Below are 17,306 nucleotides of genomic sequence, written 5' to 3'. Positions count from 1 at the left end.
ATAGAGGGTGATAGCCCCTTACGCGTAGAACAGTCATTGTCCTTGAGTAGGGCGGGGCACGTGAAATCCTGTCTGAACATGGGGAGACCACTCTCCAAGCCTAAGTACTCGTGCATGACCGATAGCGAACAAGTACCGTGAGGGAAAGGTGAAAAGCACCCCGACGAGGGGAGTGAAATAGAACCTGAAACCGGATGCCTACAAACAGTCGGAGCCCGCAAGGGTGACGGCGTACCTTTTGTATAATGGGTCAACGACTTAGTGTAACTAGCAAGCTTAAGCCGGTAGGTGTAGGCGCAGCGAAAGCGAGTCTGAATAGGGCGATTTAGTTAGTTGCATTAGACCCGAAACCGAGTGATCTAGCCATGAGCAGGCTGAAGGTTGGGTAACACCAACTGGAGGGCCGAACCCGTATCTGTTGCAATAGATTGGGATGACTTGTGGCTAGGGGTGAAAGGCCAATCAAACTCGGAAATAGCTGGTTCTCCGCGAAATCTATTTAGGTAGAGCGTCGACCGAATACCCTCGGGGGTAGAGCACTGGATGGGCTATGGGGACTCACCGTCTTACTGATCCTAACCAAACTCCGAATACCGAGGAGTACTAGTCGGCAGACACACGGCGGGTGCTAACGTCCGTCGTGAAGAGGGCAACAACCCTGACCTCCAGCTAAGGTCCCCAAGTCATGGCTAAGTGGGAAAGGATGTGAGGATCCCAAAACAACCAGGATGTTGGCTTAGAAGCAGCCATCATTTAAAGAAAGCGTAACAGCTCACTGGTCTAAATAAGGGTCTTTGCGCCGAAAATGTAACGGGGCTAAAGCCATGCACCGAAGCTGAGGATATGCCGTAAGGCATGTGGTAGCGGAGCGTTCCGTAAGTCTGTGAAGGGGTACCTGTGAGGGGCCCTGGAGATATCGGAAGTGCGAATGTTGACATGAGTAACGATAAAGGGAGTGAGAGACTCCCTCGCCGAAAGACCAAGGGTTCCTGCTTAAAGTTAATCTGAGCAGGGTTAGCCGGCCCCTAAGACGAGGCGGACACGCGTAGTCGATGGGAACCACGTTAATATTCGTGGGCCTGGTGGTAGTGACGGATCTCGTGTGTTGTACATTCTTACTGGATTGAATGTGCGGCGAAGAGGTTCCAGGAAATAGCTCCACCGTATAGACCGTACCCGAAACCGACACAGGTGGTCAGGTAGAGTATACCAAGGCGCTTGAGAGAACTATGTTGAAGGAACTCGGCAAATTGCACGCGTAACTTCGGAAGAAGCGTGACCCCATTTTACGCAAGTATGATGGGGTGGCACAGACCAGGGGGTAGCGACTGTTTATCAAAAACACAGGGCTCTGCGAAGTAGCAATACGACGTATAGGGTCTGACGCCTGCCCGGTGCTGGAAGGTTAAAGGGAGGGGTGCAAGCTCTGAACTGAAGCCCCAGTAAACGGCGGCCGTAACTATAACGGTCCTAAGGTAGCGAAATTCCTTGTCGGGTAAGTTCCGACCTGCACGAATGGCGTAACGACTTCCCCGCTGTCTCCAACATAGACTCAGTGAAATTGAATTCCCCGTGAAGATGCGGGGTTCCTGCGGTCAGACGGAAAGACCCCGTGCACCTTTACTATAGCTTTACACTGGCATTCGCCAAGGCATGTGTAGGATAGGTGGTAGGCTTTGAAGCATGGACGCCAGTTCGTGTGGAGCCATCCTTGAAATACCACCCTTATCTTCGTGGATGTCTAACCGCGGTCCGTTATCCGGATCCGGGACAGTGTATGGTGGGTAGTTTGACTGGGGCGGTCGCCTCCGAAAGAGTAACGGAGGCGCGCGATGGTGGGCTCAGACCGGTCGGAAATCGGTCGTCGAGTGCAATGGCATAAGCCCGCCTGACTGCGAGACTGACAAGTCGAGCAGAGACGAAAGTCGGTCATAGTGATCCGGTGGTCCCGTGTGGAAGGGCCATCGCTCAACGGATAAAAGGTACGCCGGGGATAACAGGCTGATGACCCCCAAGAGTCCATATCGACGGGGTTGTTTGGCACCTCGATGTCGACTCATCGCATCCTGGGGCTGGAGCAGGTCCCAAGGGTATGGCTGTTCGCCATTTAAAGCGGTACGTGAGTTGGGTTCAGAACGTCGTGAGACAGTTCGGTCCCTATCTGCCGTGGGTGTAGGAATATTGACAGGATCTGTCCCTAGTACGAGAGGACCGGGATGGACGTATCTCTGGTGGATCTGTTGTCCTGCCAAGGGCATAGCAGAGTAGCTATATACGGAATGGATAACCGCTGAAGGCATCTAAGCGGGAAACCAACCTGAAAACGAGTGTTCCCTATCAGAGCCGTGGAAGACGACCACGTTGATAGGACGGGTGTGGAAGCATGGCAACATGTGAAGCTTACCGTTACTAATAGCTCGATCGACTTCTTCGTTCCCATTGAATATGTTCATCGATGATGAACATCATCTGTTCTGTCCTGACGCGCATAGCGCTCCGGACGGGCCGCGCCACAGGGCGCGACGACCTCTGGTCTGTATGGCTGCCACGCTCATCCTTGAGCAAAGGTGGAATACGGATCGGTCGCAGAAAGACGTGTTAAATTAAATGAAGCGCAAGCTTCCCAGCTTCTCGAAAACTGTTTCCATCTCATAAATGGAAATCGTTGCGTTTTGCCGACCTGGTGGTTATCGCGGGGCGGCTGCACCCGTTCCCTTTCCGAACACGGCCGTGAAACGCCCCAGCGCCAATGGTACTTCGTCTCAAGACGCGGGAGAGTAGGTCGCTGCCAGGTCTGCAAAACGCAACAATAAATCTTCTCATTCACATACCTCGGCCCAGCCGATACAAAGGGCCGCCATAAGCGGCCTTTTTGCATTGCGGAACATGAAAACATAAGGAAAACGCCCCGTGCGTCCCTTACAGGAGACAAATCGCCTTCGGCAATTTGCTCCGGCAGTATGCATCACAGCTTCCCTGTGATGCAGTCGCGATAAATCCCATAGGGATTTACGCTGGTAACGCGGGGTGGAGCAGCCCGGTAGCTCGTCAGGCTCATAACCTGAAGGCCGCAGGTTCAAATCCTGCCCCCGCAACCAAAATCAGATTCAGATTCAGATAGAACAAAAGCCCTCTCATCGCAGAGGGCTTTTGGCGTTTCAAGCACAACAACCGAAACAAAACAGCTGGACCTTGGCCCGTCGAAACAGCGTGAGCAGCAACATTCAATTCTCGCGCGTTTTCTGCCGCTGATTCAGCCTTTCGACATTGCGATAGGCTCGGATTTGGCCATGATGCGCCAACCGCCCAGTTCAGAAGAAAGCCGCCGTGAACGCCGATCCTTTGCAGATTCTCAAGACCGTCTATGGCTACGACACGTTTCGTGGGCAGCAGGCTGACGTCATCCGGCATGTGATGGCGGGCAACAATGCTTTCGTTCTGATGCCGACGGGTGGCGGGAAGTCGCTTTGTTACCAGATCCCGGCACTTGCCCGTCCGGGAATGGGGCTGGTCGTGTCGCCGCTGATCGCGCTGATGGTCGATCAAGTCGCCGCCCTGCGTCAGGCCGGTGTGAGGGCCGAGGCGCTCAATTCCGATCTTTCTCCGGAAGAACGCCGGGCGCTCTGGCAGGATATGCGGGCCGGCAAGGTCGATATTCTTTATGCCGCACCTGAGACCCTTCTCAAACCCGATGTTCTGGACGCGCTTCAACCTATTGCCCTGTCGCTGATTGCGATCGACGAGGCCCACTGCCTGTCGCAATGGGGGCACGATTTCCGTCCGCCTTACCGCCAACTCGATGCGCTGATCGAACGCTTTCCGGATACACCGCGCATGGCGTTGACGGCGACGGCGGATGAACCAACCCGTGACGAAATTCTGGGTCATCTCGGGATCGACGGAAGTGACGCCTTCATAGCCGGATTCGATCGCCCCAATATCCGCTATGCCATTATGGAGAAGGATAATCCCCGCGCGCAGCTGAAGCGCTTCCTGAAAGGTCGAGAAGACGAAAGCGGCATTGTTTATTGCCTTTCCAAACGCAAGGTGGATGAAACAGCCGCATGGCTTCGGGAGGAGGGGCGCGATGCGCTGGCCTATCACGCTGGCATGGACAAGGCAGCCCGCGAGGCGAACCAGACCCACTTTCAGCATGGTGAGGCGGTCATCATCGTCGCGACCGTCGCCTTCGGCATGGGCATAGACAAGCCGGATGTGCGCTTTGTCGTCCATATTGATCTGCCGGGCAGCATTGAGGCCTATTATCAGGAGACCGGCCGTGCCGGTCGCGATGGTCTGCCGTCCGAAGTGCTTATGCTCTACGGTTATGAAGACATCGCGTTGCGTAACCGCTTTATCGAAGAGTCGGACGCGGGGGATCAGCGCAAATATATGGAGCGCCAGAAGCTCGATGCGTTGCTCGGCCTTGCGGAAACCGCGAGTTGTCGCCGGCGGGTGCTGTTGTCCTATTTTGGTGATCGGTGCGAGCCCTGCGGTAATTGCGACACCTGTGCGGAACCGCCAGACCTGTTTGACGGCGCCATTGCCGCGCAGAAGCTGCTTTCCTGTATTTATCGCACCGGAGAACGTTTCGGCCAGGCCTATGTCATTCGTGTATTGCTGGGCATGGAAGATGAGCGGATTTCGAGTTTCGGGCATGATCGCATCACCACCTACGGGATCGGCAAAGAGCACGATAATCGCACCTGGCGCGCCATTCTGCGCCAGATGGTTGCGCTGCGCCTGATCGAAGTGGATCTGTCCGGGCATGGTGGATTGTCCATTTCCGAGGAAGGACGGTTGTTCCTGCGTGAAAAACCTTCTCTGATGTTAAGGGTACCCTCAGCCCCTCGCGCGGGACGGAAACAGATGCCTCGCAGCTCCGCATCGACAACTTTGCCAGAGGCTGATCGCAGTCTTTTTGAGGCCTTGCGTCAGAAGCGTATGGAAATTGCCCGTGCGCAGAATGTTCCGCCCTATGTGATTTTCCACGACAAGACGCTAGCCGAACTCGCTACCGCAAGGCCGGCCTCGGAGAGTGAAATGGCACGGATACCTGGAGTGGGAGACACCAAGCTGGAGCGATACGGTCCGGCCTTTCTGGCGGCGATCATGGAGCATGCCGCCAGCGAGTGAGCTTTTGAATCCGGCAAAGAACCGCGCAAGAAAGTATCGGTAAGGCCTGAAGCCTCACCCTGTCGTATCCTTGAACAGAACGTTCTGGTCGATGAGATAACGGGAAAACAGCGGCAGGCTTGCTCCGCCAATCGCCCGGGCCTGGCTGCCGACCGCACCCTCGATGATCTCCGGCAGCGTGACGCCCTGAAGGTCGTGATGCTTGAGGGCGAGCCGGGTGGCGGAGACTATCCTCGTTCTGACCCAGGCCGGAAAACCGCCATCGATGATAACGCTGGAAAAATCGATGATGGAGGCTGCGGCGATAACCGCTTGCGCAAGGGCTGCAGCGGTTTTTTGGATCCAGCTTTCCAGCGGTTCACCGAAATCGATCCATTCGTCCGGCGAAAACCATAGGGGGCGTGGATCGATGCCGCGTTCACGCAGCATGTTTTCCAGAACGAAGATCGACGCGATTTTCAGGAGCTGGACCGTGTTGCCGTCCTGTCCCTGAACCGGAAGGGGGCCGATTGCCCCGGCGGTGCCCGTCTTTCCGGAAAACAGTGCGGAATTTAAAACCACGCCGCCGCCAATGAAGGAGCCGATGAAGATATAAAGAAAATCGGCATAGTTCTGGCCCGCGCCAAAAACCAGTTCGGCACCGCAGGCGCTGGTTGCATCGTTCTGCAGGAAAACCGGGTAGCTGACGCCGTCTGCAATTTCGGAACGGATATCGACGCCTCGCCAACGCTCCATTTCATTCTGCGGGGCACCTACTTCCTGCGCCCAGTTCCATAATTCGAAAGGGGCGGCGATGCCGACGCCGGCAATTTTTTGCCGTTCGGCCGGAGAGAGCTTGGATTCGAGTTCGGCTATACCCTCGATCACGAACGGTAATATCCATTCGGGCATAGGATAGGGATAGGTTCGGCGGAGCTTCAGCTTGATCCGGCCGACAAAATCCATCAGCACGAGATCAACGCTGCGCCTGCCGATCTTCACTCCAAAAGAAAAGACGGCGTCGGGATTGAGGCGCATCGGCGTCGAAGGTTGCCCGACTTTACCGCGCAGTCGTTCGCCACGAATAAGAAGGCCGTCACTTTCGAGCGAGCGCATGATGACCGAGACGGTCTGCGCCGAGAGGCCGCAAAGTCTGGATATTTCGGCTTTCGACAATCCGCCGTGGCGGCGAACGAGGGACAGCACAAGCCGCTCGTTATAAGCGCGCACGCCGATCTGGTTGGCGCCGCCACTCATATCCATAATGGTGGACGGCGCGGGCGGCGCCGTCTCGACAGATTGTCTCATAGTGTCATCCTCCCGCCCGCCATATCCGTCGCGACCGATACACGCAGGCTTTATGGCAATCTTGCTATCGCAACGTTAAACCACGCGGCGATATTCCTCCCTGCCGCTTATTAGAATGCCATACGGAATTAATAATTCAATCGGATTTATTTATTGACAGCCGTTTCCTTTGGTGGTTCCATCTGTGCCAACGGTCCCTGCTCTCGGAGGAGACGAGATCGTCGGGTAACCGTCACGGTACTCAAATATTCAATGGGAGGATTACAATGAAGACAACTGTTTCCGCTCTTCTGGGCGCGCTCGCGCTTGGCGTTTCTTTCGCATCCGTCGCGTCCGCCGCCGATACTTCGGTTTGCCTCGTTACCAAAACCGACACCAATCCCTTTTTCGTCAAGATGAAGGAAGGCGCGACCGCCAAGGCTAAAGAACTTGGCGTGACGCTGAAGTCCTATGCCGGCAAGATCGACGGCGATTCCGAAAGCCAGGTTGCCGCAATCGAGACGTGCATCGCCGATGGCGCCAAGGGTATCCTGATTACCGCATCGGACACGAAGGGCATCGTTCCGGCCGTGCAGAAGGCGCGTGATGCCGGTCTTCTGGTCATCGCCCTCGATACGCCTCTCGAACCCGTCGATGCTGCTGACTCCACCTTCGCTACCGACAATCTTCTGGCCGGTGAACTGATCGGCAAATGGGCGGCCGGCACCCTCGGCGACAAGGCCAAGGATGCGAAAATCGCCTTCCTCAACCTCACTCCTTCGCAGCCGACCGTTGACGTTCTGCGCAACCAGGGCTTCATGAAGGGCTTTGGCATCGACGTGAAGGACATCAACAAGATCGGCGATGAGGACGACAAGCGTATCGTTGGCCATGATGTTACCAACGGTAACGAAGAAGGCGGCCGCTCTGCGATGGAAAATCTGCTGCAGAAGGATCCGACCATCAACGTCGTTCACACCATCAACGAGCCTGCAGCCGCCGGTGCTTATGAAGCACTGAAGGCAGTCGGCCGCGAAAAGGACGTGCTGATCGTATCCGTCGATGGCGGTTGCCCGGGCGTCAAGAACGTCGCGGAAGGCGTGATCGGTGCAACGTCTCAGCAATATCCGCTGCTGATGGCGGCACTCGGTGTTGAAGCCGTCAAGAAGTTCGCCGATACGGGTGAAAAGCCGAAGCCGACAGCTGGCAAGAACTTCTTTGACACCGGCGTGACGCTGGTGACGGACAAGCCGGTCAAGGGTCTCGATCTGATCGACACCAAGGAAGGCCTGAAGAAGTGCTGGGGCTGATACCTCGCCGTTGAAACCCGCGGGGGCAATTTGCCCCCGCACTTGAACCGGAATGGTTTAAAGCACGATCTGGGTGATCGGACAGGAACAAACGAGCGCGCCCGACCTCCGTGGATGTAACTGAGGCACGCTTCTCAACAGTTTGAATCTACGCATTGTCCCCTGGAGAGCGATCCCGGTTTTAGGGTCGATGCGATGGAGCGATCGGGAGGAAAATCCATGAGCGATCAGCCAGTGCGGGCTCAACCGCATAATGAATTTGAAAAAGTGCTGTCGGGAAGTTCGACCCAGGTCGCTGCTTTCGATACGCACAACAAGAGTTTGATTGAAAAATTTCAGCATTTTCTGCACTCCAGCCCAGCGGCCGTACCGCTGATCGTTCTGGTGCTGTCGCTGACTGTCTTTGGCATTACCCTGGGCGGCAAGTTTTTCTCGGCCTTCTCGCTGACCCTTATTCTTCAGCAGGTGGCAATCGTCGGCATTGTCGGTGCGGCGCAGTCGCTGGTCATTCTGACCGCAGGTATCGATCTTTCGGTCGGTGCGATCATGGTTCTCTCCTCCGTCATCATGGGGCAGTTTACGTTCCGTTATGGTCTGCCCGCGGAGCTTTCGATTATTTGCGGCCTCGCAGTCGGTGCATTTTGTGGCTTTATTAACGGTGTGCTGGTGTCGCGCATGCGGTTGCCGCCCTTCATCGTCACGCTCGGCATGTGGCAGATCGTATTGGCTACCAATTTCCTCTATTCGGCCAACGAAACGATCCGCGCACAGGACATCGTCCAACAGGCGCCCATTCTCCAGTTCTTCGGCAACAATATCCGTATCGGCAGCGCCGTTTTCACCTATGGCGTCATTGCCATGGTTCTGCTCGTTGCCCTGCTCTGGTATGTGCTTAACCGCACCGCCTGGGGTCGACATCTCTATGCGGTGGGTGACGATCCTGATGCAGCCGAACTTGCCGGCGTTAACGTCAAGCGCATGCTGACGACCGTCTACACACTTTCCGGGCTTATCTGCGCCTTCGCGGGCTGGGCTCTCATCGGCCGCATCGGCTCGGTATCGCCGACTGCCGGTCAGTTCGCCAACATCGAATCCATCACCGCGGTGGTCATCGGCGGCATCTCGCTGTTCGGCGGACGCGGCTCGATCATGGGCATGATCTTCGGCGCCCTGATTGTTGGCGTCTTTTCACTTGGCCTGCGGCTTATCGGAACCGACCCGCAGTGGACATATCTGTTGATCGGCGTCCTCATCATCATGGCTGTCGCAATCGACCAGTGGATCAGAAAGGTAGCAGGCTGATGACAAGAGAACCTATCCTCACAGCACGCAATCTCGTCAAACGCTACGGTCGCGTGACTGCGCTCGACAATGCCGATTTCGACCTTTATCCGGGCGAAATCCTTGCCGTCATCGGTGATAACGGTGCTGGCAAATCCTCTCTCATCAAGGCGATTTCCGGTGCGGTGACACCCGATGAAGGCGAGATCAGGCTGGAAGGCAAGCCGGTGCAGTTCCGCTCGCCGATCGAGGCGCGCAAGGCGGGCATCGAAACCGTCTATCAGAACCTTGCGCTGTCTCCAGCATTGTCCATAGCCGACAATATGTTTCTCGGCCGTGAAATCCGGAAACCCGGTATTCAGGGAAGCCTGTTCAGGGCGCTGGACCGCCCGGCGATGGAAAAGTTCGCTCGCGAGAAGCTGTCGGAACTCGGCCTGATGACGATCCAGAATATCAATCAGGCGGTGGAAACCCTTTCCGGTGGCCAGCGACAGGGTGTTGCGGTGGCGCGTGCGGCCGCATTCGGTTCCAAGGTCGTCATCCTTGACGAACCGACGGCAGCGCTCGGTGTCAAGGAAAGCCGCCGTGTTCTCGAGCTCATTCTGGATGTGCGCTCGCGCGGACTGCCGATCGTTCTCATCTCGCATAACATGCCACATGTTTTCGAGGTTGCGGACCGCATCCACATTCACCGGCTTGGTAAGCGTTTGTGCGTCATCAATCCGAAGGATTATTCGATGTCCGATGCCGTCGCCTTCATGACCGGCGCCAAGGAAGCGCCAAAGGAAACGCTTGCCGCATGACGCTGAAGCTTGAAACGATCGTCGAAGACGTTCTTCGGCGGGCTGAGGATAAATCTCGCTTTATCATTGCGATTGCCGGTCCCCCTGGGGCCGGCAAATCCACGCTGGCAGAGGCTCTGTGCGGCGCCCTCGTGACGCGGGGCGAGGCGGCGGCTGTTCTGCCTATGGATGGCTTCCATATGGATAACGGCATTCTCGAAGAGCGGGGACTTTTGCCGCGAAAGGGTGCGCCGGAAACCTTCGATGTGCGCGGCTTTCTCGATATCGTCTCCGCTGTCCGTCAGAGCGGGCAGGAGGTTCTTGTCCCGGTTTTTGATCGCTCTCGCGAAATAGCCATTGCCTCCGCCCGCGCCATCGCGCCGGAGACCCGTTTCATCCTTGCCGAAGGCAACTACCTGCTGCTGAACGAGGCGCCGTGGACGAAGCTCTCCGTCAGCTTCGATCTCGCCATCTTCGTGGGTCCATCTGTTGCGGTGCTCGAGGACCGCCTGCGGCAAAGATGGCAGGGCTACGGTCTCGATGCGACTGAGATCCACGCCAAGCTTTTCGAAAACGATCTTCCCAACGGAAAACGGGTGATCGAGAACTCTCGGCCTGCCGATATTCACATCGATATCTGGGAATAGGCCAACCCTTCCCGTTCCGTGGGTGACAGCGAGCATTCGCTGTTAAGCCTTCATTGACCATGTGTTGAATCTTTTTGATCCACAGGGTGGGGCTTTTGTGTGTCTAATTATTGACGAAAAAATTTCCTCATATACTATATGTGGTGTTCGAGGTTCTTCCGATCTCGCAAGTGTCGGGAGCTAAGACGGGAATTCGGTGCGCAACGCCATCATGGCCGAGCAATGCCGAAACTGCCCCCGCAACTGTAAGCGGTGAGCATCGTTCCGATTTGGGTCACTGGAGCCGAGGGCTCCGGGAAGGCCGGGATAGATGTTTTGACCCGCAAGTCAGGAGACCTGCCTTGAGCGAAAACGTCCACGGGCGGGGTGTCCGGAAGGAAGGTGTATGACGCAAATGAATTGCGTGCGCCCTTTTCTGCCCCCTTCCAGAACAAGCTTCGGGGTGAAGTCATGCCAGTGCATTTTTTTAAGTTCCTGCGCTCGTCGGCGTAGAGAGTGATCTTACGTGGCCCGGAGCATTTCCAGGAAAAGTGGACCCCGGTTTTACGTCCGGAAATGCAACAAAACGCTCCAAGCCGCAACTCGCCTGAATGACAGATCCATCGCCACCCGATTGCGATTGCAATCGGCAATGTTGAGCCGTGCGCAAAAGCGGCTTCGAAAGAGGAAATCATGAACGTCACCGTTTACAGCAAACCCGCCTGCGTCCAATGCACCGCCACCTATCGCGCGCTCGATCGCATCGGCGTCAGCTACGAGATCATCGATATCTCCGAAGATGCGGATGCGCTCGATCACGTTCGTGGCCTCGGTTACATGCAGGTTCCTGTCGTCGTCGCCGGCGAACGCCATTGGGCGGGTTTCCGGCCGGACATGATCGGCTCGATCAGCTGAGGAGGCGGCGCGATGGGGCTGATCGTCTATTATTCCAGCCGGTCCGAGAACACTCATCGCTTCCTTCTAAAGTTGGGGCGGCGAGTGCTTCGCCTGCCGCTCGGCGCCGAGGAGGACGTGCCTCAGGTGTCGGAGCCCTATGTTCTCGTCACCCCCACCTATGGGGGCGGCGGCATTAAAGGAGCGGTGCCGAAACCGGTCATCCGGTTTTTGAACGAGCCCTCCAACCGACATCTCATTCGCGGCGTCATCGCGGCGGGAAATACGAATTTTGGCGCAGCTTTCGCATCTGCCGGAGATATCGTGTCGCGTAAATGCGCGGTGCCGTTTCTCTATCGCTTCGAGCTTCTCGGCACGGAGGAAGATGTCGCCAACGTCAATCATGGATTGGAACGATTTTGGACACGCTGACCTCGAATGCCGCGCGCAACAAGGATGCCAAACCGCCGGCGTCCGTAACCCAGAAACCGCTGGATGTGGGCCTGGATTATCACGCGCTGAACGCGATGCTGAATCTTTACGATAGCGAAGGGAAAATCCAGCTCGACAAGGACCGTCTTGCGGCGCGGCAATATTTCCTCCAGCACGTCAACCAGAACACCGTCTTTTTCCATAACCTCAGGGAAAAGCTCGATTACCTGGTGACGGAGGGATATTACGAGCAGGAGGTGCTGGACCAGTATTCCTTCAATTTCGTCCGTGACCTTTACGACGAGGCCTATGCCAGAAAGTTCCGCTTCCCGACTTTTCTCGGCGCTTTCAAATATTACACCTCCTATACGCTGAAGACTTTCGACGGGAAGCGTTATCTGGAGCGTTATGAGGACCGCGTCTGCATGGTGGCGCTGGCTCTGGCGCGCGGTGACGAGAAACTTGCCCGCGATCTGATGGATGAAATCATTTCCGGCCGCTTCCAGCCGGCAACCCCGACCTTTCTCAACGCCGGCAAGAAAAGCCGCGGTGAACTGGTCTCGTGTTTTCTGCTGCGCGTGGAAGACAATATGGAGAGCATCGGCCGCTCCATCAATTCGGCGCTGCAGCTTTCCAAACGCGGTGGTGGCGTGGCGCTGTCCCTGACCAATATTCGCGAATTCGGAGCGCCGATCAAGCAGATCGAAAACCAGTCATCCGGCGTCATTCCTGTCATGAAGCTGCTGGAAGACAGTTTTTCCTATGCCAACCAACTCGGCGCACGCCAGGGTGCCGGCGCGGTCTATCTGCACGCCCACCATCCGGATATCATGCGTTTCCTTGATACGAAGCGCGAAAACGCCGACGAAAAAATCCGCATCAAGACCCTGTCGCTCGGGGTTGTGATCCCCGATATCACCTTCGAACTCGCCCGCAACAACGAGGATATGTATCTGTTCTCGCCCTATGATGTGGAGCGGGTCTATGGCGTGCCGTTGACCGAGATTTCGGTCAGCGAGAAGTATCAGGAAATGGTCGCCGACAGCCGCATCCGTAAGAAGAAGATGAAGGCGCGCGAGTTCTTTCAGGTGATCGCCGAAATTCAGTTCGAGAGCGGTTATCCCTACATCATGTTCGAGGATACGGTGAACCGCGCCAATCCGATCGCGGGCCGCATCAGCATGAGCAATCTCTGCTCGGAAATCCTGCAGGTCAGCGAAGCGAGCGAGTTCAATGCCGATCTGTCCTACAGCCATATGGGCAAGGATATTTCCTGTAATCTCGGCTCGCTCAACATTGCCTCGGCAATGGATTCGACCGATTTCGGCAAGACCATCGAGACCTCCATCCGGGCTTTGACGGCTGTTTCGGATATGAGCCACATTTCCTCGGTTCCGTCAGTGGAAAAGGGCAATGACGCCAGCCACGCCATCGGCCTTGGCCAGATGAACCTGCACGGTTATCTGGCGCGCGAACGCATCTTCTACGGTTCCGAGGAAGGCATCGATTTCACCAATATCTACTTCTATACGGTGACCTATCACGCCATCCGCGCCAGCAATCGGCTTGCCGTGGAAAGGGGCCAGAGCTTCAGGGGATTTGAAAATTCCAAATACGCCTCGGGCGATTATTTCGACAAATATACCGACCGGGAATGGCTGCCCGCGACCGAAAAGGTAAAGGAGCTGTTCGAAAAGGCTGGCATTTCCATCCCGACGCAGGAGGACTGGAAGGCGTTGAAGCAGGCCGTCATGGCGTCTGGCCTCTATAACCAGAACCTTCAGGCCGTACCGCCCACCGGCTCGATCTCCTATATCAACCACTCGACATCCTCGATCCATCCGATCGTCTCGAAGATCGAAATCCGCAAAGAGGGCAAGATTGGTCGCGTTTATTACCCGGCTTCCTATCTCTCGAACGACAATCTCGAATATTATCAGGATGCCTACGAAATCGGTCCTGAGAAGATCATCGATACCTATGCGGCGGCCACCCAGCATGTCGATCAGGGCCTGTCGTTGACGCTGTTCTTCCGCGATACGGCAACGACGCGCGATATCAACCGGGCGCAGATCTACGCCTGGAAGAAGGGCATAAAGACAATCTATTACATCCGTTTGCGCCAGATGGCGCTGGAAGGCACGCAGGTTCAGGGCTGCGTTTCCTGCACGCTCTGAATTGAGGGACTGAACATGAACATCGCCGTAAAACCCGCGTCCCGCATTCGCGCGGTCAACTGGAACCGTATCGAGGATGATAAGGATCTCGAAGTCTGGAACCGCCTGACATCGAATTTCTGGCTTCCGGAAAAAGTGCCGCTCTCCAACGACATCCCCTCCTGGGGAACGCTGAAGCCGGAAGAGCAGAAACTGACGATCCGCGTCTTCACCGGGCTGACATTGCTCGACACCATCCAGAACGGCGTCGGCGCCGTGCGGCTGATGGCGGATTCGGCCACGCCGCATGAGGAGGCCGTGTTGTCCAACATCTCCTTCATGGAGGCCGTGCACGCCCGCTCTTACTCTTCGATCTTCTCGACGCTTTGCTCCACGCCTGATGTCGACGATGCCTATCGCTGGTCGGAGGAGAACGAGTTCCTGCAGCGCAAATCCGCACTTATCATGCGGGAATATGACAGTGGCAATCCGCTGAAAATGAAGGTCGCCAGCGTGTTTCTGGAGAGCTTCCTGTTCTATTCCGGTTTCTACCTGCCGATGTTCTGGTCAAGCCGCGCGAAGCTCACCAACACGGCGGATCTGATCCGTCTCATCATCCGCGATGAGGCCGTGCACGGCTATTATATCGGCTACAAGTTCCAGCGGGCGCTGGAGCGTCTGGGCGAGAGCGAAAAACAGGAGATCAAGGATTTCGCCTTCGATCTCTTGCTCGAGCTTTATGACAATGAAGCGAAATACACCGAAGATCTCTATGACGGCGTCGGCCTGACGGAAGACGTCAAGCAGTTCCTGCATTACAACGCCAACAAGGCCCTGATGAATCTGGGTTACGAGGCACTGTTTCCCGCGGAGGCCTGCCGGGTCAATCCGGCGATCTTGTCGGCGCTTTCTCCCAATGCCGACGAAAATCACGACTTCTTCTCCGGCTCCGGCTCGTCCTATGTCATCGGCAAGGCGGTCGCCACCGAAGATGAAGACTGGGATTTCTAAACCACACGCGCTCTAGGACCCGCAAAAGCTATTGCGGGTTCACCACCTGGCTCGCAAGGCGGAAGGGGCTGGATACGGTTGCGCCGATTGCGTCGAAAACGAAGGCACCCGCATTGTTGATGCCGCCCCCGCGCCTGCTTGCCTCCAGCTGCGGCACCATGGATGCCAGCGCCGCGTAGCGATCGTGGTTGAGCGGGTCCGAGGCCTTGAGATTGGAAATGTCCACGAACTGTACACCTTCTTTCAGAGCCGCTTCCTGCACCTGCGGATCGGTAACGTCAAGCGCGCCGACGCGGGTGACATCAGCGCCCAATATGGAGGAGGCTTTCAGGGCGCGATCGTCCTTGGACACCAGCACCGTGAGCGGCGGGTTGAGCCGCCCGACAACCTCGATCTGCTTGCGGAACACATCGGCGTCGATATCCGGTGCGGCCAGCACCACCTGAAGCTTGGAGATCACATTGTTCCTGCCTTCGAAGCGCAATTGCCGCAGCGCTTCCATGACCAGCCAGCCGCCCATGCTGTGACCGAACACGACAATGCTTTTTCGTGGGGTCTGCCGGGTCAGATCGATCAACACCGCAGCAAGCGCGTCGCGTGAATAGGTCGCCGATTCCTTGTCGGCCACATAGCCGGTGACGCTTGCTTGTGACGGCCAGGAAAACACCAGCGGCACACCATTCATATTGGCATCAGCAGCCATTTGCGCCGCGCGGAACAGGGCTTCCTGATAGCTGTAATTATAGCCATGCACAAAAAGAGCGATTTGTTTGCCGGACCGGGTGACGTCGCCGAGATCGGCGTTGAAGCGCGCTTTCGTCAGCATATCGGCCTTGGTGACGACAAAATCTTTTTTCGGGTCCGGTTTGCCCTGGGACCATTCGATATTTCCGCTTTTGTGGCTGGGCGGAATGGAAATGTCGAAGCGTGCGTAGTTCGGCTCGGCCGCCCGCTCGGTGCCGAAGCCCTTTTTAGCGTCCGTGTTTTTTTCCCGCGTGCTCGCCACGTAGGCGGTCACGATTTTCGTATCGCCCCTCTTGGTATTTATGGCCTGCAGCACATCCGCCCCCGGTCTGCCTGCGCAGGATGAAAGAAGGCCAAAAGCGAGAAGGAGCGAAAAAATCAGGCGCATGAACGGAGTTACCGATGACGAGGGACCATTCATAAATAACCGCCAGCTAAAAAAGTTGCTACTGGAGAATGGATTGCGCCACTGTGGCGCATCTTAGGTGCAGACGGGACCTTCCCCACCTTGCCATCCATCCATCTTCGTTTTAGGCCGTAAAGATGACGAATAAGGTGTCGCTTTTACGGCTGAAACTCACGGACTTCCGCAACTATGCGGCGGCGGCGCTTGCGTTGGATGACCGCCATGTCGTGCTGACGGGCGACAACGGTTCCGGCAAGACCAATCTGCTTGAGGCAGTTTCGTTTCTTTCACCCGGCAGGGGCCTGCGCCGCGCCACCCTGTCAGATGTGACGCGGGTGGGAGCGGAGGCCGGTTTCTCGATTTTTGCCGATGTTGACGGTATGGACGGCGAAGTCGCCATCGGAACCGGCATTGAAGGCGATGGCGAGGTGGTATCGCGTCGCCTGAGGCTGAACGGAACATCGGTGAAGTCAGTCGATGAGTTGACGGATCATCTGCGTGTACTGTGGCTGACGCCCGCCATGGACGGTCTCTTTACCGGCTCGTCCTCGGATCGGCGGCGTTTTCTCGACCGGCTGGTGCTGTCGCTCGATCCTGCCCATGGGCGGCGGGCGAGCGATTTCGAAAAGGCCATGCGCGGCCGCAACCGACTGCTTTCGGAGGGCCGTTTCGATCCGGTCTGGCTGGACGGGATAGAAAAGCAGATGGCGGAACTCGGCATCTCAATGGCGGTCGCCCGTTATGAAATGCTCGGCCTTTTGAAGAGCCTCATTGAAGACAGAGCCGGCGATGCGGCCTTCCCATCGGCGGCACTTTCGCTTTCCGGTTTCATGGACGACATGCTCAACCGGCCGGCCATTGATCTCGAAGACGAATATCGGCTCATGCTGCGCGATGGTCGCTATCGTGACGCCGCAGCGGGCCGCACGCTGGATGGTCCACATCGCGTCGATCTGTTCGTGCGCCATGCGGAAAAGAACATGGAAGCCGAACGCTGTTCAACCGGGGAACAGAAGGCGCTGCTGGTGGGGTTGGTGCTTGCCCATGCGCAGCTTACCGCCAATATGACTGGCCATGCGCCGGTTCTGCTGCTGGACGAGATCGCCGCGCATCTGGATGAGGGCAGGCGGGCCGCTTTGTTCGATCTCATTCACGCACTTGGCGGCCAGAGTTTCATGACCGGAACGGATGCGGCGATGTTCTCCGCCCTTGGCGACAGGGCACAGTTCTTTAACGTTGCCCATGGAGGCATCACGGCATGA

Annotated in this window: 12 protein-coding genes, 1 tRNA gene, 2 rRNA genes and 1 riboswitch (1 of these 16 cut by a window edge); of the genes, 13 read left to right on the top strand and 2 right to left on the bottom strand. The window is 56.7% G+C overall.

Annotation, left to right across the window (positions count from 1 at the left end):
* The 4 genes from RBH10_RS22375 to recQ all read left to right on the top strand — a co-directional run.
* Window positions 1–2,434 (top strand): 23S ribosomal RNA (locus RBH10_RS22375); it begins 364 nt to the left of the window's first position.
* Window positions 2,435–2,679: 245 nt separating this feature from the next.
* Window positions 2,680–2,794: ribosomal RNA gene (rrf, locus tag RBH10_RS22370) — 5S ribosomal RNA — on the top strand.
* A 227-nt stretch (window positions 2,795–3,021) separates the two neighbouring features.
* Window positions 3,022–3,098: transfer RNA gene (locus RBH10_RS22365), tRNA-Met, on the top strand.
* Window positions 3,099–3,327: 229 nt separating this feature from the next.
* Window positions 3,328–5,136: a DNA helicase RecQ gene (gene recQ / locus RBH10_RS22360; protein ID WP_281037852.1), complete on the top strand. Its 1,809-nt coding sequence runs from the start codon at window positions 3,328–3,330 to the stop codon at window positions 5,134–5,136.
* 54 nt (window positions 5,137–5,190) lie between these two features.
* On the opposite strand, the gene RBH10_RS22355 is transcribed toward recQ, so the two are convergent.
* On the bottom strand, window positions 5,191–6,423 hold the full coding sequence (locus RBH10_RS22355) for an ROK family transcriptional regulator (protein WP_045015473.1): 1,233 nt from the start codon (window positions 6,421–6,423) through the stop codon (window positions 5,191–5,193).
* 266 nt (window positions 6,424–6,689) lie between these two features.
* On the opposite strand from RBH10_RS22355, the gene RBH10_RS22350 reads away from it, so the two are divergent.
* From RBH10_RS22350 to nrdF, 8 genes are all read left to right on the top strand, one after another.
* The gene (locus tag RBH10_RS22350; RefSeq protein WP_306180874.1) at window positions 6,690–7,712 is read left to right on the top strand and encodes a sugar ABC transporter substrate-binding protein; all 1,023 of its coding nucleotides are present in this window, start codon (window positions 6,690–6,692) and stop codon (window positions 7,710–7,712) included.
* 219 nt (window positions 7,713–7,931) lie between these two features.
* Entirely contained in the window at window positions 7,932–9,014 is a 1,083-nt protein-coding gene (locus tag RBH10_RS22345) for an ABC transporter permease (RefSeq protein ID WP_045015471.1), read from the top strand.
* On the top strand, window positions 9,014–9,796 hold the full coding sequence (locus tag RBH10_RS22340; protein ID WP_045015470.1) for an ATP-binding cassette domain-containing protein: 783 nt from the start codon (window positions 9,014–9,016) through the stop codon (window positions 9,794–9,796). The genes RBH10_RS22345 and RBH10_RS22340 overlap by 1 nt, the downstream gene beginning before the upstream one ends.
* Window positions 9,793–10,422, top strand: a complete 630-nt coding sequence (locus tag RBH10_RS22335) for a nucleoside triphosphate hydrolase (protein ID WP_281037853.1) — start codon at window positions 9,793–9,795, stop codon at window positions 10,420–10,422. The genes RBH10_RS22340 and RBH10_RS22335 overlap by 4 nt, the downstream gene beginning before the upstream one ends.
* Before the next feature lie 133 nt (window positions 10,423–10,555).
* Window positions 10,556–10,781, top strand: a riboswitch (cobalamin riboswitch).
* Window positions 10,782–11,094: 313 nt separating this feature from the next.
* The gene (nrdH, locus tag RBH10_RS22330; RefSeq protein ID WP_281037854.1) at window positions 11,095–11,316 is read left to right on the top strand and encodes a glutaredoxin-like protein NrdH; all 222 of its coding nucleotides are present in this window, start codon (window positions 11,095–11,097) and stop codon (window positions 11,314–11,316) included.
* Window positions 11,317–11,328: 12 nt separating this feature from the next.
* Window positions 11,329–11,727: a class Ib ribonucleoside-diphosphate reductase assembly flavoprotein NrdI gene (gene nrdI, locus RBH10_RS22325; protein WP_281037855.1), complete on the top strand. Its 399-nt coding sequence runs from the start codon at window positions 11,329–11,331 to the stop codon at window positions 11,725–11,727.
* Window positions 11,715–13,904 carry a class 1b ribonucleoside-diphosphate reductase subunit alpha gene (gene nrdE, locus RBH10_RS22320; protein ID WP_281037856.1) on the top strand — a complete coding sequence of 730 codons (2,190 nt, stop codon included), beginning with the start codon at window positions 11,715–11,717 and terminating at the stop codon, window positions 13,902–13,904. Before nrdI ends, nrdE begins: the two co-directional genes overlap by 13 nt.
* A gap of 15 nt (window positions 13,905–13,919) precedes the next feature.
* Window positions 13,920–14,894 carry a class 1b ribonucleoside-diphosphate reductase subunit beta gene (gene nrdF, locus RBH10_RS22315; protein WP_045015467.1) on the top strand — a complete coding sequence of 325 codons (975 nt, stop codon included), beginning with the start codon at window positions 13,920–13,922 and terminating at the stop codon, window positions 14,892–14,894.
* A 28-nt stretch (window positions 14,895–14,922) separates the two neighbouring features.
* Here the strand turns inward: nrdF and RBH10_RS22310 are convergent, their stop codons facing one another.
* Window positions 14,923–16,026, bottom strand: a complete 1,104-nt coding sequence (locus RBH10_RS22310) for an alpha/beta hydrolase (protein ID WP_281037857.1) — start codon at window positions 16,024–16,026, stop codon at window positions 14,923–14,925.
* 155 nt (window positions 16,027–16,181) lie between these two features.
* Between RBH10_RS22310 and recF the strand changes: the two genes are divergently transcribed.
* On the top strand, window positions 16,182–17,306 hold the full coding sequence (gene recF, locus RBH10_RS22305; protein WP_281037858.1) for a DNA replication/repair protein RecF: 1,125 nt from the start codon (window positions 16,182–16,184) through the stop codon (window positions 17,304–17,306).

The sequence above is a fragment of the Rhizobium sp. AN73 genome (assembly GCF_030757975.1).
Classification (GTDB): Bacteria; Pseudomonadota; Alphaproteobacteria; order Rhizobiales; family Rhizobiaceae; genus Agrobacterium; species Agrobacterium arsenijevicii.
This window is presented reverse-complemented; position numbering and strand designations above follow the sequence as displayed.